Source organism: Nonomuraea composti, assembly GCF_012034275.1.
Lineage (GTDB): Bacteria > Actinomycetota > Actinomycetes > Streptosporangiales > Streptosporangiaceae > Nonomuraea > Nonomuraea composti.
Genome location: NZ_JAATEP010000003.1, coordinates 1 through 18,803, shown reverse-complemented (window position 1 = coordinate 18,803; position 18,803 = coordinate 1). Strand labels below are relative to the sequence as shown.

The 18,803-nt window shown below is 75.1% G+C and carries 18 protein-coding genes and 1 pseudogene; 11 read left to right on the top strand and 8 right to left on the bottom strand.

Annotated features, from left to right (window positions below; all coding sequences use genetic code 11):
* The first annotated feature begins 104 nt into the window (after positions 1-104).
* Complete coding sequence (locus tag HCN51_RS61095; protein WP_168007456.1) at positions 105-2,300, top strand: alpha/beta hydrolase-fold protein; 2,196 nt, start codon at positions 105-107, stop codon at positions 2,298-2,300.
* 52 nt (positions 2,301-2,352) lie between these two features.
* Complete coding sequence (locus HCN51_RS05465; protein ID WP_168007454.1) at positions 2,353-3,012, top strand: SDR family NAD(P)-dependent oxidoreductase; 660 nt, start codon at positions 2,353-2,355, stop codon at positions 3,010-3,012.
* Here HCN51_RS05465 and HCN51_RS62130 read toward each other — a convergent pair.
* Positions 3,001-3,933 carry a GNAT family N-acetyltransferase gene (locus HCN51_RS62130; protein ID WP_168007451.1) on the bottom strand — a complete coding sequence of 311 codons (933 nt, stop codon included), beginning with the start codon at positions 3,931-3,933 and terminating at the stop codon, positions 3,001-3,003. The genes HCN51_RS05465 and HCN51_RS62130 overlap by 12 nt on opposite strands.
* Positions 3,934-4,114: 181 nt before the next feature.
* Between HCN51_RS62130 and HCN51_RS05455 the strand changes: the two genes are divergently transcribed.
* The 4 genes from HCN51_RS05455 to HCN51_RS05440 all read left to right on the top strand — a co-directional run bounded on the left by HCN51_RS05455 (position 4,115) and on the right by HCN51_RS05440 (position 7,497).
* Positions 4,115-5,002, top strand: a complete 888-nt coding sequence (locus tag HCN51_RS05455) for a cation diffusion facilitator family transporter (RefSeq protein ID WP_168007449.1) — start codon at positions 4,115-4,117, stop codon at positions 5,000-5,002.
* A gap of 135 nt (positions 5,003-5,137) precedes the next feature.
* Positions 5,138-5,599: a hypothetical protein gene (locus tag HCN51_RS05450; protein ID WP_168007447.1), complete on the top strand. Its 462-nt coding sequence runs from the start codon at positions 5,138-5,140 to the stop codon at positions 5,597-5,599.
* 66 nt (positions 5,600-5,665) lie between these two features.
* The gene (locus tag HCN51_RS05445; RefSeq protein WP_168007445.1) at positions 5,666-6,811 is read left to right on the top strand and encodes a sensor histidine kinase; all 1,146 of its coding nucleotides are present in this window, start codon (positions 5,666-5,668) and stop codon (positions 6,809-6,811) included.
* Positions 6,808-7,497 carry a response regulator transcription factor gene (locus HCN51_RS05440; RefSeq protein WP_168007443.1) on the top strand — a complete coding sequence of 230 codons (690 nt, stop codon included), beginning with the start codon at positions 6,808-6,810 and terminating at the stop codon, positions 7,495-7,497. The genes HCN51_RS05445 and HCN51_RS05440 overlap by 4 nt, the downstream gene beginning before the upstream one ends.
* Here the strand turns inward: HCN51_RS05440 and HCN51_RS05435 are convergent.
* Together HCN51_RS05435 and HCN51_RS59020 are read right to left on the bottom strand one after the other, a co-directional pair.
* Positions 7,430-7,711 (bottom strand): helix-turn-helix domain-containing protein, encoded by a 282-nt coding sequence (locus HCN51_RS05435; protein WP_346433542.1) that lies wholly within the window; start codon positions 7,709-7,711, stop codon positions 7,430-7,432. The genes HCN51_RS05440 and HCN51_RS05435 overlap by 68 nt on opposite strands.
* On the bottom strand, positions 7,708-7,857 hold the full coding sequence (locus tag HCN51_RS59020; RefSeq protein WP_240972491.1) for a LuxR C-terminal-related transcriptional regulator: 150 nt from the start codon (positions 7,855-7,857) through the stop codon (positions 7,708-7,710). The genes HCN51_RS05435 and HCN51_RS59020 overlap by 4 nt, the downstream gene beginning before the upstream one ends.
* 302 nt (positions 7,858-8,159) lie before the next feature.
* Between HCN51_RS59020 and HCN51_RS05425 the strand changes: the two genes are divergently transcribed.
* Both HCN51_RS05425 and HCN51_RS05420 read left to right on the top strand, forming a co-directional pair.
* A complete protein-coding gene (locus HCN51_RS05425; RefSeq protein ID WP_168007441.1) occupies positions 8,160-10,952 on the top strand; it encodes a helix-turn-helix transcriptional regulator in 2,793 nt (930 codons plus the stop codon).
* 67 nt (positions 10,953-11,019) lie between these two features.
* The gene (locus HCN51_RS05420) at positions 11,020-11,604 is read left to right on the top strand and encodes a class I SAM-dependent methyltransferase (RefSeq protein ID WP_168007439.1); all 585 of its coding nucleotides are present in this window, start codon (positions 11,020-11,022) and stop codon (positions 11,602-11,604) included.
* A gap of 169 nt (positions 11,605-11,773) precedes the next feature.
* Here HCN51_RS05420 and HCN51_RS05415 read toward each other — a convergent pair whose 3' ends face one another.
* A complete protein-coding gene (locus tag HCN51_RS05415) occupies positions 11,774-12,664 on the bottom strand; it encodes a helix-turn-helix transcriptional regulator (protein ID WP_206066612.1) in 891 nt (296 codons plus the stop codon).
* Between the two features lie 130 nt (positions 12,665-12,794).
* Here HCN51_RS05415 and HCN51_RS05410 point away from each other — a divergent pair, with 130 nt between their 5' ends.
* Positions 12,795-13,379 carry a short chain dehydrogenase gene (locus HCN51_RS05410; RefSeq protein WP_168007437.1) on the top strand — a complete coding sequence of 195 codons (585 nt, stop codon included), beginning with the start codon at positions 12,795-12,797 and terminating at the stop codon, positions 13,377-13,379.
* 6 nt (positions 13,380-13,385) lie between these two features.
* On the opposite strand, the gene phnE is transcribed toward HCN51_RS05410, so the two are convergent.
* The 4 genes and pseudogenes from phnE to HCN51_RS05385 form a co-directional block, all read right to left on the bottom strand.
* Positions 13,386-14,213: a phosphonate ABC transporter, permease protein PhnE gene (phnE, locus tag HCN51_RS05405; RefSeq protein WP_346433541.1), complete on the bottom strand. Its 828-nt coding sequence runs from the start codon at positions 14,211-14,213 to the stop codon at positions 13,386-13,388.
* Positions 14,210-15,008: pseudogene (locus HCN51_RS61090) on the bottom strand (phosphonate ABC transporter ATP-binding protein). Before HCN51_RS61090 ends, phnE begins: the two are co-directional and overlap by 4 nt.
* A 2-nt stretch (positions 15,009-15,010) precedes the next feature.
* Positions 15,011-15,916, bottom strand: coding sequence for a phosphate/phosphite/phosphonate ABC transporter substrate-binding protein (locus HCN51_RS05390; protein WP_168007433.1), 906 nt, complete (start codon positions 15,914-15,916; stop codon positions 15,011-15,013).
* A gap of 24 nt (positions 15,917-15,940) precedes the next feature.
* Positions 15,941-17,074: a TIGR03364 family FAD-dependent oxidoreductase gene (locus HCN51_RS05385; RefSeq protein ID WP_168007431.1), complete on the bottom strand. Its 1,134-nt coding sequence runs from the start codon at positions 17,072-17,074 to the stop codon at positions 15,941-15,943.
* A gap of 143 nt (positions 17,075-17,217) precedes the next feature.
* On the opposite strand from HCN51_RS05385, the gene HCN51_RS05380 reads away from it, so the two are divergent.
* Together HCN51_RS05380 and HCN51_RS05375 are read left to right on the top strand one after the other, a co-directional pair.
* Positions 17,218-17,997, top strand: coding sequence for a GntR family transcriptional regulator (locus HCN51_RS05380; protein WP_168007429.1), 780 nt, complete (start codon positions 17,218-17,220; stop codon positions 17,995-17,997).
* Positions 17,994-18,656: a phosphonatase-like hydrolase gene (locus HCN51_RS05375; protein ID WP_168007427.1), complete on the top strand. Its 663-nt coding sequence runs from the start codon at positions 17,994-17,996 to the stop codon at positions 18,654-18,656. Before HCN51_RS05380 ends, HCN51_RS05375 begins: the two co-directional genes overlap by 4 nt.
* Positions 18,657-18,803: the final 147 nt, after the last annotated feature.

Below are 18,803 nucleotides of genomic sequence, written 5' to 3'. Positions count from 1 at the left end.
CAGTGCCGCGGACTCCCACAGGCCGACGCCGAGCCACCCCCGGGGTGGATCTACACTCTCCCGAAACGACCACGTGCCTACGGTAAACGTTTACAGGAGAGTACATGCCCCCCGTTCCCCGATGGACCCTCGCCGGTGTGCTCGCCGTCTTGGTCGCGCTCGTCCTGACGGCACTGCCAGGCGAGACGGACGTGCGCGTGAGCGGGACGCTCGCCACCGGCGCGGCCCCCTCGCCCGCCCTGGGCGAGGACGTCGCCTACAACGTCTACCTGCCCGCCCGCTACGACCGGAGCCAGGCCCGCTACCCGGTGCTCTACCTGCTGCACGGGCGCGGCGACACCATGCAGGCGTGGACGCGGGTGCGCACGACCCTCGACGACATGATCCGTACCAAGCGCATCCCGCCCGTCATTGCGGTCATGCCCGACGCGCCCTGGAGCGAGCGCGGCAGCTGGTACGTCGACTCCCGCTACACCGGCGCGGACCTGCCCGGACGTCCCGTCGAGACGGCGCTGACCCGGGACCTGGTCGCGCACGTGGACGCCACGTACCGGACGGCGCCCATCAGGCAGGCGCGGCTCGTCGGCGGCTACTCCATGGGCGGCGCGGGCGCGCTGCGGTTCGCGCTCGCGCACCAGGACCTGTTCGGCGCCGCCGCCGTGCTGAGCCCGGCCGTCTACACGCCGCTGCCGCCGTCCGACTCCTCCGCCCGCGACTACGGCGCGTTCGGGGCGGGCGGGACGAAGTTCTCCGACGAGGTGTACCGGGAGCTCAACTACCCCGCGCTGCTGCCCGCGCTGGACCCGGACCTGCCCGTCCGGCTGTTCGTGGCGGTCGGCGACGACGAGTACGCCAACCCGGACCCGGCCGACGCCCGCCACGACCTCGACTTCGAGTCCGCCGCCCTCTACAACGCCGCCAGGCGCTCGCCCGCGATCTCCGCGCAGCTCCGCGTCCTGGACGGCGGCCACGACTGGACGGTGTGGACGCCCGCGTTCGAGCAGGCCATGGCCGAGCTGGGCCCCGGCCTGAGCACCACGCCGCCGACCGGCCTGCCCGCCCCGCTGCACGGCACCCCCGGCACCGACTGGGCCGGCGGCGTCGCCGCCCACGCCGACGGCTCCCTGACCCTCGCGTACGCGGCCTCCGGCCCCGTCGGCGGCCAGCCGCACGCCGGCCGCCTCGACGCCGTCGTCACCCGTCCCGGGAAGTGGACCAGGCAGCTCGGCACGGCGGCCGACGAGCGCCTGTACGGCCTCGCGGCCCTGCCCGACGGAGGGGTGCTCGCGGCCGGCTACACCAAGGGCGACCTGGACGGCCGGCACCCCGGCAACGCCGCCGACGACGCGTTCGTGGTCCGGCTCGGCGCCGACGGCGCGGTGCGGTGGATCACCCAGTTCGGCGCGCCGGACGCGGCCGACCGCCTGTACGGCCTGACCGCCGCCCCCGACGGCGGCGCCTACGTGGCCGGCTACACCAAGGGCGCCCTCGACGGGCCCAACGCCGGCGACAAGGACGCCGTCGTCGCCCGCCTCACCGCGGGTGGCGAGGTCGCCTGGATCCGCCAGTACGGCGGCCCGGGCGAGGACAAGGCCACCGGCATCGCCACCGCCGCAGCCACCACCGCCGCAGCCACCGCCACCGCAGCCACCGCCCGCACTGACGCCGACGCCGACGCCGACGCCGACGCCGACGCCGACGCCGACGCCACTGTGTACGTGGTCGGCAGCACCGGCGCCGCCATGCCCGGCACGACCGCGCTCGGCGGCCTGGACGGCTGGATCGCCGCCTACCCGGCCGACGGCACCGCCAGGAAGTGGGCCGCCGCCGTGGGAGGCGGCGGCGACGACCGGCTGAACGCGGTCACCGTCACCACCTCGGGCCTGGCCGTCGCCACGGGAGCCTCCGGCGGCGACGCGCTGACCGTCGCCCACACCTCCTCAGGCAAGCGGCGCTGGCAGCACACGCTCGCCACCTCGGCGTCCGACGAGGGCGCCGCCATCGCGCCGCTGCCCGGCGGCGAGGTGCTGGTCGCGGGGCACACGCGGGGCCGGGTCGGGGTGCCGGCCGGCGGCGCCGACGTCCTCACCCTGCGCCTCGACGGCCGCGGCCGGCAACGCGCCGCCGGCCAGCTCGGCACCGCGCGGGACGACGCCGTCGACCCCTTCGCCGAGCCCAACCTGTACGCCGCCGCCACCGCCTCCGGCCAGGTCGCGATCGCGGGCCTGACGTACGGGGCACCGGAGGGCGGCGCCGCGCTCGGCAACGGCGACGTCTTCCTCACCACGTCCCCGGGATGACGGGCGGCCCGGCGGGTGCGAGGATCGGGGCGATCTTGGAGAGGGGAAGTCGATGGGGAACGTGCTGGTGACCGGCGCCACCGGAGGCATCGGAACGGCGCTGGTCAGCGCACTCACGCAGGCCGGCCACCAGGTGACCGCCGTGGGGCGCGACATCGGCCGGCTGGACGTCCCGGGCATCGAGGCCGACCTCGCCGCCCCTGAGACGCTGGCCGCCGCCGTCGGCCCCCTGGACGACGTCCAGGCGCTGGTGCACTGCGCCGGGATCTCACCCGTCGTGGCCGTCGCCGACGCCGACCCCGAAACCTGGCGGCGGACGATGGCGGTGAACGTGACCTCCGCCGCCGAGCTGGTCCGGCTGGCGCTGCCCGCGTTACGCCGCTCCAGAGGGCACGTGATCTTCGTCAACGCCTCGCCGGGCCTGACGGGGGTCGCCCGCTGGTCGGGGTTCGTGGGCAGCAAGGCGGCGCTGCGGGAGCTGGCCGACTCGCTGCGGGAGGAGGAGGCCGCCCACGGGGTACGCGTCACCACGGTCCACCCGGCGGCGACGGCCACCGACCTGCTGGGCGAGGTCAGGAGCGCCTTCGGGCGACCGTACGATCCGGCGGTCTGCATCCGCCCGGAGTCGCTGGCAGCGATGATCGTCTGGCTCCTGGACGCCCCGCCCGACGCCTACGCCTGCGACCTGTCCGTCCTCCCGTCACCGCGCTGAGCCGCCGCGCTGGGCGGCCCCATGGCCGAACGGGACGAGGCATCCCCACGTCGTGATGAGCGGGCGGTAGCCCTGGCGGGACCAGAAGGGGCCGGACAGCGGGTTCGGGGCCACGTAGTCCACCAGGATCGTGCCGACGCCGGCCGCCGCCGCCACGGCGTGGGCGTGGGCGGCCAGCGCGGCGCCGACGCCCTGTCCCCTGCTGCCCGGGCGCGCGTACATGGAGCCCACGTACGCCACCGGCGAGGCGTTCACGCAGGTGGCGGGCCCGCCGGCGTGCGCGGGGTGGTGGACCGCGAGCATGCCGACGGCCTCACCGCCCGCCTCGGCGAGCCAGCACCAGCCGTCGCCGCGGGCCAGCTTGCCCTCGATCTCGGCGCGGGCGGCGGCGGGCGTCGAGGGCAGCACCTCGATCCAGCCGAACTGCGCCTCGTAGGCCACCAGCTCCAGGTACAGCCCGCACAGGACGTCCAGGTCGCCCGCCGACGCCTGCCGTACCCCGGGGGAGGGCGGCTCGCCGGTGGTGGCGGGGCGGGTGCGTACGGCGCGGATGGAACGCGGTGCGAACCCCCTCCGGGCGAGCGCCGCGACCGGTGCGGTGTCCCGGCTCGGCCAGCTCACCACGAGGCCGGCGCCCGGCTCGGGGTCGAGGGCGGCGATCCAGCGGTCGAGGAGGCGGCCGAGCGCGTCCGCGGGGTCGTCGCCGGCGGCTCTGGCGTGCAGGGAGTGGGTGGTGGGCGGGCCCCAGTGCACCGCGCGGGCGGCGGGGTCGGCCGTGATGGTGGCGGACACGCCGACGGCGCCGGCGGTCTCGATCCAGCCGCCGCCGCCGAGATCCGTGACGCTGCCGAGGTCCGTGACGGCGACGAGGGGGTCGGTGGCTCGTACGCGTTCGCGGTGGGACTCGATCACATCGCTCACGTCCCGCACGATAACCCCGGCACATCGCCCACGTCCCGCACCCGCCGAGGCCGCAAGGTGGAGAGCGGGGCGTGTCGCCGGCCTGGCGTCCGGCAGTTTCCGTCGCTCGCGAAGCTTGTCCCGCCCCGTCCCGGGTACTGGCCAGTGTCGCTGTGGACGGCGGCGGAAGGAGCGGAGCAGGGTGAGCGGGAGCGGTTCTCAGGAGGCGACGCTGGCGGCGCTGGCGGCCAACATCGGCATCGCGGTGACGAAGTTCGTGGCGTTCGTCTTCACCGGGTCGTCGTCGATGCTGGCCGAGAGCATCCATTCGGTGGCCGACTCGGGCAACCAGGGGCTGCTCCTGTTCGGGCGGACGCGGGCGGAGCGGGAGCCCACGCCCGACCATCCGTTCGGGTTCGGCAGGGAGCGGTACTTCTACGCGTTCCTGGTGTCGGTGGTGCTGTTCTTCGGCGGCGGGCTGTTCGCGCTCTATGAGGGGTACGAGAAGGTCGCGCACCCGCATCCGCTGGAGAGCTGGCCGTGGGCGGTCGGGGTGCTGGTGGCGGCCATCGTGATGGAGGGGCTGTCCCTGCGTACGGCGGTGCGCAACGCCGGCCGGGTGCGCCGCGGCCGGTCGTGGGCCAGGTACATCCGGGAGGCGAAGGCGCCGGAGCTGCCCGTGGTCCTGCTGGAGGACACCGCGGCCCTGGCGGGGCTGGCCTTCGCGCTCGTCGGGGTGACGCTGGCCCTGCTCACCGGGAACCCGCTCTTCGACGGTCTCGGCTCGATCGCCATCGGCCTGCTGCTGATCGTCGTGGCGGTGACGCTGGCCCGGGAGACCAAGAGCATGATCATCGGCGAGGCGGCGTCGCCCGAGATCCAGCGGGCCATCGAGGACGTGCTGCGCCACGACACCGCCATCCGCGACTTCACCCAGCTCCGTACCCTGCACCTGGGCCCCGAGGAGCTGCTGGTGGCGGCCCGCGTCACCGTGACGGACGGGCAGGTGGCCGAGGCGTTGCGCGGCGCGGAGGAGCGCATCCGCGAGCGCGTGCCGCTCGCGACGGTGGTCTACCTGCAGCCCCAGTGAGGTCCGCACGCCTGCTCCCTTCGGTGCAGGTGTACGGCGAACGGTGCACTTCAGAGTGACAGCCGTGAGAGGACGCGATCCCGGTGAGGCCCCGTCTAGCGTGGCCGGACAAGCCGACAACCGGGAGAAAACATCATGTTCAAGAGTGTCCTCACGACGGTCGCCGCCGGGCTGGCCCTGATGGCCGGGCTCGTGGGCGCGGCCGGCGTCCCGTCCACCGCGATCGCCGCCGCCGACGTGACCGCCCGCACGGCCGATGTGACGGCCCAAAAGGCCGGCGTGACGGCGCGCACGGCGGCGCCCAAGCCGCCGAAGGGTGCCAGGGCGGTGGTGCAGGTCAGCCCCAACCCCACCGCCAGGCGCGGCCAGGAGGTGACGATCACCGGCCACTGCGGCGGCGGCAAGGGGCTCAAGGCCGTCCTCGCGGGCCTCGACAGGGAGCATCCGGTGCTGGAGAACATCCGCATCGTCAGGGACGACCCGAAGCGGTTCGAGGCGAAGGCGACCCTTTCGCCCAGGATCGGCAACGGCGTCGGCCCCGTCTTCGTCGACTGCGGCGGCGAGGCGGGCGTGACGCTCCTGGTCACTCACGTCTGATACTTCCGCCAGGGCCGGTGACCCCGCCGGCCCTGGCACCCACCCTGAGCAGCAAGGAGCCCGCGCATGGCCGAGCCCGCCCCCGTCCGGCACCTCGCGAGGATCGCCGACGTCGCGCTGGCCGCAGTCACTCTCGTCGTGTTCGTGTCGATCGCCCTGGCCACGGGCGTGCGGCAGCCCATGGGCGACGCGGTCCCCCTCGGCCTGTTCCTCGGGGCGTTGCTGCTGGTCAGGCGCCGGTGGCCGGTGGCCGTGCTGCTGCTGTCGGTGGGCGGCGTCCTCGTCTACCACCTGGCGGGGAACTGGTCCCCGGCCGGCTGGATCTGGCCGGTCGCGGCCGCGTACTTCACCGTCGCGACCACGCCCCGCGTGCGCTGGGCGGCCGTGGTCGGCGTGGCGCAGCTCGCGTACTCCGCGTTCGACGCCCGCGCGATCGTGGACCGGAACCTGTTCCGCTACGTGCTCCACGTCGCGGGCGAGGGGCTGCTGCTGGCGGCCTTCATCGCGGCGGGCCTGCTGTACGCCGCCGCGACGCGCCGGCGCGAGCGGCTGCGCGAGGCCGACGGGCGGGCACGCGCGGCGGAGGAACGGCTGCGCGTCTCGCGCGAGGTGCACGACGTGATCGCCCACACGCTGGCCCTCGTCGGCGTGCAGCTCAACGTCGCCGCCGACGCCCTCGACGAGGACGACCCGGCGGCGGCCGCCACCGCGCTGCGCCTGGCCAAGGACGTGCGCAACCGCGCCATGAACGACCTGCGCACCCTGATCACGACCCTGCGTGACGACTCGGGCGACACCGCGCCGCAGCCCGACCTGGCCGGCCTGCGCACGCTCGTCGCCGACGCCCGCGCCGCCGGCCTGGAGGTGACGCTGGACGAGCGCGGCGACCCGGCCGCCGTCCCGGCCGTGCCCGCCATCGCCGTCTACCGCGTCGTCCAGGAGTCGCTGGCCAACACGATCAAGCACGCGGGCGCGAGCAGGGCCGGGGTGACGATCGGCTACCGGCCGGAGTCGGTCACCGTCGAGGTCACCGACGACGGCCGGGGCGCCGCCGAGGTGACCGAGGGGCACGGCCTGGCCGGCATGCGCGAGCGGGTGAGCGCGCTCGGGGGCGTGCTCACCGCGGGGCCGGTGCCCGGCGGCTTCGCCGTCCGGGCCGAGATCCCTGTGGCAGGCACTGGGGCAGGCACTGTGGCAGGCTCGGCGGCATGACGATCAGGGTGCTCCTCGCCGACGACCAGGCTCTCGTCCGGGCCGGCTTCCGCAGCCTGCTGGCCCGCTCCAAGGACATCACGGTCGTCGGCGAGGCCGGCGACGGCGACGAGGCCGTGCGGCTGGCCGCGAGCACCCGCCCCGACGTCATCCTCATGGACATCCGCATGCCGGGCACCGACGGCATCACCGCCACCCGCCGCATCCTCGCGGAGCCGGGCGCCGCGGGCTGCCGGGTCGTCATCCTGACCACGTTCGACAGCGACGAGCACGTCTTCGCCGCCCTGCGCGCCGGCGCCAGCGGCTTCCTCACCAAGGAGGTCGAGCCGGCCGAGCTGCGCCGGGCGGTGGCCGCCGTCGCCGCGGGCGACGCGCTGCTGTCGCCGGGCGTGACGCGGCGCGTGGTCGAGCAGTTCGCCCACCGGCAGGACCTCTCGCCGGGCGCGGACCGGCGGCTGGACGTCCTGACGGCGCGGGAGCTGGAGGCGGTGCGGCTCGTGGCGCTGGGGCTGTCCAACAACGAGATCGCCGAGCGGCTCTTCATCAGCCCGCTCACCGCAAAGACCCACATCACCAGGGCGATCGCCAAGCTGGAGGTGCGCGACCGGGTGCAGCTCGTCATCCTGGCCTACGAGAGCGGCCTGGTCCGCCCCGGCGGCCGGCCCGGGACGGCAGCGGCTCGATGAGGTCGTCCATGGCGCAGTCGAGGATGTCGAGCAGGGCCACGAGCGTGCGCAGGCTGAGCCGTTCCGGCTTCTCCGCCACCAGCCGGTACACCTGGCTCGGCGACAGGCCGATGCCGCGCTCGGCCAGCAGCGGGCGCAGGGCGGTCGTCGAGAACAGGCCCCGCGCGGCCATCACCTCGCGCAGGCGCCACCGGTAGTCCGGCCCGCCGGTCACGAGGCCCGTCCGAGCTGGCGGCGGGAGGTGATGCCGAGCTTGGTGAACACCTTGCCGAGGTGGTACTCGACGGTGCGCGGGCTGACGTACAGGCGGGCGGCGAGCGGCTCGCGCTCGGCCCGCCCGGCGAACCCCTCCATCCCCATGGCCGCGAACAGCTCGCACGCGGTGTGCAGCGGCTGCGCCGCGTCGTCCGTACGCCCTTCGCGGCGCAGCTACTCGCCGTGGAGCAGGTGGGCGCGGGCGAGGCCGTCGCGCATGCGGGTGCGGCCGAGCCGTTCGATCGCCTCGATGCGAGAGACGGTGCAACACGCGCAGGTCACCGTACGGGCCGCCGATTCAACGGGTCATCGGACGGCCGGCGCGGGCACCGCGACACATAAAATCAAAACCGGTCGCCTCCCCCCACTTCGGCGTCCTCGTTCCGTTGGTGGAGGCGGTGCCTGAAATGAGCAGGGAAGCCCGATCGTCGCTACGCGGCCGGCGGCTCGAACGCGAGACCCTGGACCGGCTCGTCGCCACCGTGCAGGCCGGCCGCGGCGCGGTGCTGGTGCTGCGCGGCGAGGCCGGCATCGGCAAGACCGCGCTGCTGGAGCACGCCCGCGACAGCGCGGCCGGCTGCCGCACCGCCAGGGCGGCCGGCGTGGAGTCGGAGATGGAGCTGGCCTACGGCGGGCTGCACCAGCTCTGCGCCCCGTTCCTCGACCGCCTCGACCGGCTGCCCGCGCCGCAGCGCGCGGCGCTCGCCACGGCGTTCGGCCTGAGCGCGGGCACGCCGCCCGACCGTTTCCTGGTCGGGCTGGCGGTGCTGAGCCTGCTGTCCGACGTGTCCGAGCAGGAGCCGCTGGTGTGCCTCGTCGACGACGCGCAGTGGCTGGACCAGGTCTCCGCGCAGACCCTCGCGTTCGTCGCGCGGCGCCTGCTCGCCGAGCGGGTCGGGCTGGTGCTCGCCGTCCGCGAGCCCTGCCTGGACGGCGAGCTGACCGGGCTGCCGCAGCTTGAGGTGACGCGGCTGAACGACACGGACGCGCGCGCCCTGCTCGACTCGGTGACGCCCGGCCGGCTCGACGAGCGGGTCAGGGACCGCATCGTGGCCGAGGCGCAGGGCAACCCGCTGGCCCTGCTGGAGCTGCCGCGCGGGCTGAGTGCGGCGGAGCTGGCGGGCGGGTTCGGCCGGCCCGGCACCCGGCCGCTGGCCGGCCAGATCGAACAGAGCTTCCTGCGCCGCTTCCGCCCGCTGCCGCCCGAGACGCAGCAGCTCCTGCTCGTCGCCGCGGCCGAGCCGGTGGGCGACGTCACCCTGCTGACCCGGGCGGCCAAGCTGCTCGGCATCGAGGCGAGCGCGGCGGCGCCGGCGGAGGCGGCCGGGCTGATCACCATCGGGACACGGGTGCGCTTCCGCCACCCCCTCGTCCGCTCGGCGACCTACCGGGTGGCCGCGCTGGAGGACCGGCAGCGGGTGCACCGCGCGCTGGCCGACGCCACCGACCCCGACGCCGACCCCGACCGGCGCGCCTGGCACCTCGCCAACGCGGCGGCGGGCCCCGACGAGGAGGTGGCCGCCGAGCTGGAGCGCTCGGCCGGCCGGGCGCAGGCGCGCGGCGGCGTGGCCGCGGCGGCGGCGTTCCTGGAGCGGGCCGCCGAGCTGACGCCCGATCCCGCGCGCCGCGGCGTCAGAGGGCTGGCCGCGGCCCGGGCCAAGTACCGGGCCGGCGGGTTCGACGCCGCGTACGAGCTGCTGGACGCGGCGGAGCTGAGCCCGCTCGACGAGCGCGACCGCGCCCAGGCCGACCTGCTGCGCGGCCAGATCACGTTCGCCTCCACCAGCGCCGGCGCCTCCCTGCCGCTGCTGCTCAAGGCCGGCAAGCGGCTGGAGCCGCTGGACGCGGGCCTGGCCCGCGAGACCTACCGCGACGCGCTGAACGCCGCCATGACCGCCGGCCACCTGCCCGACGGCGCTCAGGCCGCCGACATCGCCGCGGCCACGCTCGCCGCGCCTGCCGGCCCGCCGCCGCCGCGCCACGACCTGCTGCTGAACGGCGTGGCCCGGTCGGCCACCGAAGGGTACGCGGCGGGCGTGCCGCTGGTGCGCCGGGCCCTCGACGCCTTCCGCGCCGACGCGGTGACCAGGGAGGAAGGGCTCGGCTGGCTGCCGTTCGCCTCCCGGATGGCCCACAACGTGTGGGACTTCGACAGCTGGTCGGTGCTCTCCGCGCGGCTGGCCGGCCTCGCCCGCGAGACGGGAGCGCTGTCCGTGCTGCCGTCGGCGCTGCACATGCTCGTCGCGAACCGCGTCCTGGCCGGCGAGCTCAGCGTCGCGGAAACGCTGGTGGCCGAGGCGGCCACGATCGGCGAGGTGACGGGCAGCCGCTTCCTGGCCCAGTACGCGGCCCTCGTCCTGGAGGCGTGGCGCGGCAGGGAGACCACGATGCGCCAGGTCAGCGAGGCCATCACGCGCGACACCGCCATCCAGGGCGAGGGCAAGGTGCGCACCGCCACCCAATGGGCGAACGCCGTGCTCGGCAACGGCCTCGGCCGCTACGAGGAGGCGTACGTGGCGGCCGAGCGCGGCGCCGAGCACCCCCAGGCGCTCGGCGGCACGTACATGAGGTCCATGGTCGAGCTCGTCGAGGCCGCCGCCAGGAGCGGGCGGCGGCCCCGCGCCGCCGAGGTCGCCCGCACGCTCGACGAGATGGCGCAGGCCACCGGCACCGACTGGGCGCTCGGCACCTCCGCCTGCGCGCGCGCCCAGGTGAGCGAGGGCCAGGCCGCCGAGGCCCTGTACCGCGAGGCGATCGAGCGGCTCGGCCGTACCGAGGTCCGCACCACGCTCGCCCGCGCCCACCTGCTCTACGGCGAGTGGCTGCGCAGGGAGGGCCGCCGCGTCGACGCGCGCGAGCAGCTCGGCATCGCGTACGAGTCGCTGGCCGGGATGGGGGTGGAGGCGTTCGCCGAGCGGGCCAGGCGCGAGCTGTCGGCCACCGGCGAGACCGTGCGCAGGCGGGCCGTGGAGGAGCGGGCCGCGCTCACCGCGCAGGAGGCGCAGATCGCCCGGCTCGCCGGTGAGGGGCTGACCAATCCCGAGATCGGCGCGCAGCTGTTCATCAGCCCGCACACCGTCGAGTGGCACCTGCGCAAGGTGTTCGCCAAGCTCGGCATCGTCTCCCGCAAGCAGATCAGCGCCAAGCTGCTCCAGTCGGCTCAGGCGCGGCCACCCTTGTCCTACTCACGCTCGGCGTAGCGGCCCCTGGTGGCCGCAGGTGCCTCCCGGGGCCGCGACGGAACGGCGGCCACGGCACACTTCTCCTGTGGACGAGACAGTACGCAAGACGATCGAGGCCCTGAACGAAGCCGCGGCCCGGCACGACGCCGCCCAGCAGGACCGGCTCGACCGGTGGCGGGTCCTGGAGCCCGACGCGGGGGAGTTCCTGTGGTTCCTGGCGCAGAGCGTCGGGGCGCGGGCCGTGGTGGAGGTCGGCACCTCCCGCGGCGTGTCCACGCTGTGGCTGGCCGACGCCGCCCGGGCGACCGGCGGCCACGTCCTCAGCCTCGACACCGACGCCGCCGCCCAGGAGCACGCCCGCCGCACCACCGCCGAGGCCGGTCTGGCCGGGCACGTGGAGTTCCGGGTCGCCGACGGCGGCACCGCGCTCGCCGGCCTGCCGGACGGCTCGGTCGACCTGCTCTTCCTCGACGCCGAACGCACCGAGTACCCGTCCTGGTGGCCCCATCCCTTCCGGGTGCTGCGCCAGGGCGGGGTGCTGGTGGCCGACAACGCCCTGTCCCACCCGGAGGAGATCGCCCCGCTCCGCGACCTGCTCCTCGCCGAGCCGGCCCTGACCGTCACCACGCTCAACCTCGGCAAGGGCGAACTGGTCGCCCTCCGCCGCTGACCACCCCGCCCGCACTGCCGCCCCCGGCACGTGGATCGCGATGTTGCCGGCGGTGTGACGCCTCCGCCCGGTCCGGCCCGGCGGACCTGCGCGCGGGCGGCCGCTCGCTGCCGCGCTTCGCGCAGCTCAGAGGGCACGTGTACGAGCTGGTGCAGCAGGCCGAGAGCGGTCACCGCCCGGCTTCGCGCGCCTCCAGCCCGGCCGGGCACCGAGCGGCGGTCAGGCCGGCGAGGAGCTTCAGCGCGGACTCCGACGGCGAGCCGGGCTCGGCGTTGAACACGGCCACGCGCTGCCCGTCGTCGTTCGGCAGCGTCATGAACTCGGTGAGCAGCTCCATCGTGCCCACCACCGGATGGTGGTAGGTGCGCGGGTCGGTGCCGCAGTCGCCGACCGCGTGCGCAGCCCACAGCGCCGCGAACTCCGGGCTGCCCACGGTCAGCTCGCCCACCAGGGCGGCCAGCCCCGGCGCGCCGGGGTACCGGCCCGCGATGAGCCGCAGGTCCGCGACCGTCGAGCGGGCCTTGGCCGGCCAGTCGCCGTACAGCTCCCGCATGTGCGGGTCGAGGAACAACATCCGCGCGATGTTGGGCCGGTCGGCGGGACGGTCGGGCGCGTCGGGATCGAGGTGCCCGGCCAGCAGCGCGTGCGCCATCGGGTTCCAGGCCAGGACGTCGAGGAAGCGGCCCATGACCAGCGCGGGCACGTCCCCGAACGAGCCGATCATGAGCCTTACGCCGGGCCGGGCCCGCTCGGGCCTGGCCGCCCGGGGCCGCGCCTTCGCCTTCGGCCTGGCCAGCGCGTACAGGTGGGCCCGCTCGGCCTCGTCCAGGCGCAGCACGCGGGCGACGGCGTCGAGCACGGCGTCGGAGGCGTTCGGGCTCTGCCCCTGCTCCAGGCGGGTGTAGTAGCCGGCGCTCACGCCGGCGAGCTGGGCCAGCTCCTCGCGCCGCAGCCCCGGCACGCGGCGCCGGCCGCCGAACGTCGGCAGCCCGGCGTCCTCGGGACGCAGCCGCGCCCGCCTCGATCGCAGGAACTCGCCCAGCTCACCCGATGTGTCCATGCGGGCCAGTATCGCCGGTCGGCGGGCCCGGTGCCTGCACCTGTCAGGTGTAGGCACGGCGGATGGCTGGCTGAGGTCCGCCGGCCGGCCGCAGTCTGTCCTGCGAACCCTTTCCCAACGGAGGAGCAGCGTGAAAGTCATCGTGATCGGTGCGACGGGAACCATCGGCGGCGCGGTCGCCCAAGCGCTGGAGGCACGCCACGACGTGGTCCGCGCGTCCCGCAACACCTCACCCCGCGTGGACATGGACGACCCCGCCTCCATCGGCGCCCTGCTCGCCGAGACCGGCCCGGTGGACGCGGTCGTGTGCTGCGCCGCCAGCGGCGGCCTCAGCTCCCTGGACACGGCATCCGACGAGGACTACTGGCGCGGGCTCCAGGGCAAGCTCATCGGCCAGGTGACGCTGGTGCGCAGAGCACTCGCCCACGTCCGTGACGGCGGCTCCGTCACGATCACCAGCGGGCGCTTCGCCGCGCCGATCCCGGGCAGCTCGCTCGGGCACCTCGTCAACGCCGGCCTGGAAGCGTTCGTCGGGGCCGCCGCGATCGAGATGCCGCGCGGGATCCGGCTGAACGCCGTCAGCCCCGGCTGGGTCCGCGAAACCCTCCTCGACCTGGGCATGGACCCCGAAGGCGGCACTCCGGCGGCCGACGTCGCCCGCGTCTACGTCCAGGCCGTGGAGGGCGGCGAGCACGGCCGCACGCTGGCCGTGTGACCCGCGCTAACCGCCGACGCGGCGGCGCACGTACGCCGAGAGCTGGTCCACCGCGACCACGAGCACCATGACGATCGCCAGGTGCGTCACCATCTCGTCGAACCGGAAGAGCTTGATCGACTGGTTGACCAGGAAGCCGATGCCGCCCGCGCCCACCAGGCCGAGCACCAGGGACGAGCGCACGTTCACGTCGAAGCGGTAGAGCAGCAGCCCCACGAACTGCGGCAGCACGGCGGGCAGCACCGCGTGCGCCGCGGCCTGGACGCCCGACGCGCCGCCGACGCGCAGCGCGTCGCGCGGGCCGAGGTCGATCTCCTCCATCGCCTCGGCCCACAGCTTGCCCATCACCCCCGTGTTGTGGAAGATCAGCGCCAGCACGCCGGCGAACGGGCCGAGCCCCACGGCGGTGACGAAGACCAGCGCGAACACGACGTCCGGCACGGCGCGCAGGAACGACAGCACCGAGCGGGCCGCCTGGTAGGCCCAGCGGTTCGGCGCCGTCGTGCGCGCCGCGAGCAATGCCAGCACCAGCGCGAACGGCACCGAGAACGTGGTGCCCAGCAGGCCGATGCCCAGCGTGACGAGCGCCGCCTGGAGGCCGGGCCGCAGCACCCCGTCCCATGACAGGTCCGGCGGCAGGGCCTGCCCGGCGAAGTCGGCCATCCCGCGCCAGCCCTGGACGAGGGCGGCGGGGGAGAACTCGGTGCCGTTCCAGGCCAGCACGTGGGCGAGCACGACGGCCACGGTGACGGCGGCGGTGAGCGTGGTGACCGGGCGCCGGCGGGGCGGGGTGAGGCGGCTGTCCGGCGGCAGCGCGCCCGCGCTGGTGCTCACTGGTGCTCCTGGTCGGCGTCCGGGTGGTGCTGGTGATCGGGGGCGTACAGGGTGGCGAGGTCGGTGGCGGTGAGGGCGGCGGCCGGGGTGTCGAGCGTGGCGCGGCCGTGCAGGAGCCCCGTGACGCGGTCGGCGTGCCGGCGGGCCAGGTCGGGCTGGTGCAGCACGGCGGCGACGGCCAGGCCCTGCTCGTGGGCGAGGTCGGCGAGGAGCGCGACCACCTGCTCGGCCGCGGCCGGGTCGAGGGCGGAGACCGGCTCGTCGGCCAGGATGATCTCCGCCCGCTGGCACAGGGCGCGGGCGATCGCGACCCGCTGGCGCTGGCCGCCCGACAGCCGCCCGGCCGGCTCGGCGGCCCGGTCGGCCATGCCCACGCGGTCCAGGCACACCATGGCCTCCTCGCGCAGCTCGCGCGGGAACAGGAGCGGGGCGAGCGAGCGGCGCAGCGGCAGCCGTCCGAGGGCGCCGGCGCAGACGTTGTCCAGCGCGGTGCGGCGGTGGACGAGGTGGATCTGCTGGAAGATCATCGCCATCCGGCGGCGCGGCGGGCCGGCCGTGCACCAGGATCTCGCCCCCGTCGGGGCGTTCCAGGCCGACGGCGCAGCGCAGCGCGGTGGACTTGCCGCTGCCGTTCGCGCCGAGCAGGGCGAGGAACTCGCCGGGCGCGAGGCTCAGGTCGAGACCGTCCAGGACGGTCCGGCCGGCGAACGACTTCCGCAGCCCGCGCACGTGCAACGCGGCTCTGCCGAGCCTCGCCGCCACCTGTGGCGGGGCGGGCCACGTCGGCGAGGTCATGGTCATACGTCCTTCTCGGTCAGGTTGAGGGCGGTGGCCAGGTCGAACAGCGGCTGGTACGTCTCCTTGCGCACGGCGACGAGCGGCCCGGGCGGGTTCACGTCGAGGAAGGCGCCGACCTTGGCGACGTCGGCCGGCCCGAGCTTGAGCAGCGCCGACGTGATCGCCTGCCGGACGGCGGGGTCGAGCTTGCCGTGCACGGTGATCGGGTCGTTCGGGATGGGGTCGGAGGTCCAGATCTGACGGTACTTGGCGGGGTCGAAGCCGCCTTCTGCCTGGACGGTGGCGAGCTGCTGGCTGTTGATCTCGGCGGCGTCCACCTTGCCGTTGGTCAGGGCGAGCAGCGCCTCCGGGTGGCCGCCCGCGTAGTCGATCTTGACATCGGCTTCTGCCACGCCCTGCGTCTTGAGCGCGTAACGGGGCAGGGCGTCCCCTGAGGTCGAGCCGGGGCTGGACAGCGCCAGCGACCTGCCCTTCAGGTCCTTGACGGAGGTGATCGGCGAGTCGGCGGGCACCCAGATGCCGGCGGTGTAGGTGGTCAGGGCGCCCTTGGCGTCGGCGAAGGAGGCGACGGGCTGGGCGTCGGCCTTGGTGCTGGCGAAGACGTACCCGAGCGGGCCGAACTGCGCCATTTCCAGCCGGCCGTTGCGCATGGCCAGCACCTCGGCCGAGTAGTCCTCGACGACCTTCAGCTCGACCGGGCAGTTCAGCGTCTTCTGGAGCGCGGCGGCCAGCGTCTCGTAGGCGGGCTTGAGCTTGGCCGGGTCCTCGTACGGCTCCACGCCGAAGCGGATCTTCCCGTTCGGGCAGGTCGACGAGGCGGCCGTGGTGGCCTCACCGCCGCCGCACCCGGTCAGCAGCAGGGCCGGGAGCACGGCCAGGGCGGCCAGGGCAGGTCGTGCGCGCATAGGTATCTCCTGGAAAAGGGCTGGTCAGGCCAGCAGGTCGTCGAGGATCTCGGGGGCCAGGCCCAGGGCGGTGGTCATGCCGATGCCGGAGGTGACCGACACGACGCGCACGCCCGGCATCGGGGCGGCGATCAGGAACGGGTCGGGTGCCGAGGCGTAGACGCCGCGCCACCGCTCGCGCACCGCCAGCGGCCCGGACCCGAGCAGGCGGGCGGCCTCGTCCAGGATGTGCCGGTCGAGCTCGTCGGCGCCGAACGGCTCGGGCGTGACGGCGTAGGCGTGGGTGTCGCCGACGATGAGGTCGCCGTCGGGGCGCTGGGTGAGCATAAGGTTCAGGCCGATGCCGGTCAGCTCGGGGCGTTCCCGCTCCAGGCGGGCGCGCAGCGCGGGCCCGGTCGGGCAGGCGGCGAAGCCGGCGTACCGCAGGAGGGAGAAGCCGGACAGCACGGCCGGGTCGACGCGGCGGCCGTGCGGGTCGGCGACCCGCAGCATGCGCAGGACGCAGCGGCGCAGCCCGGCGCGCTCGGCCAGGCCGGGGAAGTGCCGGTCCACGTCGTGGCCGACGGCCAGCACCACGTGCCCGGCCCTGATCCGGCCGCGGCTGGTGATCACCAGGCCGGGCTCGACGAGGTGCGCGGTGGTGGCCCAGTGGAAGCGCACGCCCTGCCCGGCCAGCCAGGCGGCGATGGCGTGCACGGCCTCGCGCGGATCCACCCGTACGTCCAGCGGCAGCCAGGCACCCCCGACCACCCCGGCGCCGACCGGCACCCGCTCGGCCACGCGGCGGCCGTCGAGCAGCACGACCTGCCCGTCGCGGGCGGCGGCGAACTCGCGCAGCACCGCGTACTCGTCGTCGGCGCGGGCCACCACGACGGTGCCGCTCTCGTCGAGCCGGAGCCCCGCCTCCTTGGCCAGGCGCAGCCAGGCGGTCCTGGCGGCCATCGCGTACCGCAGGGCGTCGCCGTCCTGGGCGGTGAAGCAGCCGTGGCCGAAGTTGCGTACCGAGGCGCCGACGGCGCGCTCGTCCCGCTCGACCACGACGACGGACAGCCCGCGGGCCACGGCGTCCACGGCGTGGGCCAGCCCCACGATGCCCGCGCCCACGACCACGAGATCGGCCGCGCCGAGGGACGTGTCCCGCGGCAAGTGACTTGTCATGACAGGTACGCTGCCGCTCGCCGCCCGGCGGCGTCAATCCCGGACCGGACATGTCATCTCACGTTTGCCTGGCCGTCATTTTCGCAGGTGAAGGCGGGATCAGGCTTTCGTGGAGTGTGCGCACTCCTGTATGGTCAAGTTGCATGGACGCACCTCTCCACGAACGCGTCGCGTCGGACCTGCGCCGCCGCATCAGCTCCGGCGAGCTGCCGGTGGGCGCGGCCATCCCCTCCGAGTCGCACCTGTGCGAGCAGTGGGGCATCTCGCGCGGCCCCATCCGCCAGGCCCTCGCCACGCTGCGCGCCGAGGGCCTCATCGGCGGCGGGCGCGGCAAGCCTCCCGTCGTCCGCAGCCAGAGCATGCCCCAGCCGTTCGAGACCTTCCTGTCGTTCTCGCGCTGGGTGCAGCTCATGGGCCGCACGCCCGGGCAGCGCACCCTCGAGATCGCCCGCCGCCCGGCCGGCCAGGAGGCGTGCGACGCGCTCGGGCTGGAGGAGGGCGAGCCGGTCGTGGAGATGCTGCGGCTGAGGCTCATGGACGACCTGCCCGCCATGGTCGAGCGCACCACGTTCGTCTGGCCCATAGGGCGGTTGCTGTTCGACTTCGACTGCGACTCCGGGTCGGTGTTCGCCTACCTCAGCGGACGCGGCGTCGACCTCAGCCGGGCCCGCCACGTCATCGACGCCGTCGGCGCCGACGACACGGACGCCGCGCTCCTCGGCATCCCGCGCGGCGCGCCCCTGCTGCGCGAGCGCCGCCAGACCTCCTCCGCCGCCGGCGAGCCCGTCGAGTTCTCCGACGACCGCTACCGGCCCGACCTCGTCTCGTTCACCATCGACAACTCGCAGCAGGCCCACCCCGCGCTGCTGCGCAGCCCCAGCCACCCGCTCGCCGCGCGAGCCGCGCAAGGAGAAACCCCGTGATCGAACTGGCGGTCCTCGACATCGCCGGCACCACCGTGGAAGAGCACGGCGCCGTCTACCTCGCCCTGGAGGAGGCCGTGCGGGCGGCGGGCGGCACACCGTCGGCCGCCGACATCGAGCGCTGGATGGGCGCCGACAAGCGCGAGGCCATCGCCGCCCTGCTGACCGGCGAACCGGCAGCCGAGGTGATCGACGCCGCCTTCGCCGACTTCCGTGCCCGGCTCGGTGCCGCCTATGCCGCCCGGCCGCCCGCGCCGCTGCCCGGCGTCCCCGAGGCGATCGGCACGTTGCGCGCCGCGGGCGTCAAGGTGGCGCTCACCACGGGCTTCGATCGCGAGGTCACCACCGAGCTGCTGAAGGTGGTCGGCTGGGAGCACGGCGTCCTCGACGCGGTCGTGTGCGTGGACGACGTCACCACCGGGCGGCCGGCCCCGTACATGATCTTCCGGGCGATGGAGGCGACCGGCGTGCACGACGTCGGCCGCGTCCTGACCGCCGGCGACACCGTCCGCGACCTGCAAGCCGGCACGAACGCCGGCGCCCGCGTCGTGGCCGGCGTCCTCACCGGCAGCCAGGACGCCGCCACCCTCGGCGCCGTCCGCCACACCCACCTCCTGCCGGGCGTGGCGAGCATCCCCGCCCTGCTCGGCCTGGCCTGAGGTCCGTCAGACGCGATCCCGCTGGACGCCGTGGTAGTGCGGCAGGTCGAGCGGCGGCACAGGGAAGCCACCGGCCGTCGGCTCCTCGGACAGTTGCTCGAACTCGGCCTCCACCTGTGCCTTCTTCGCTTCCTTGCGCCGCTGGCC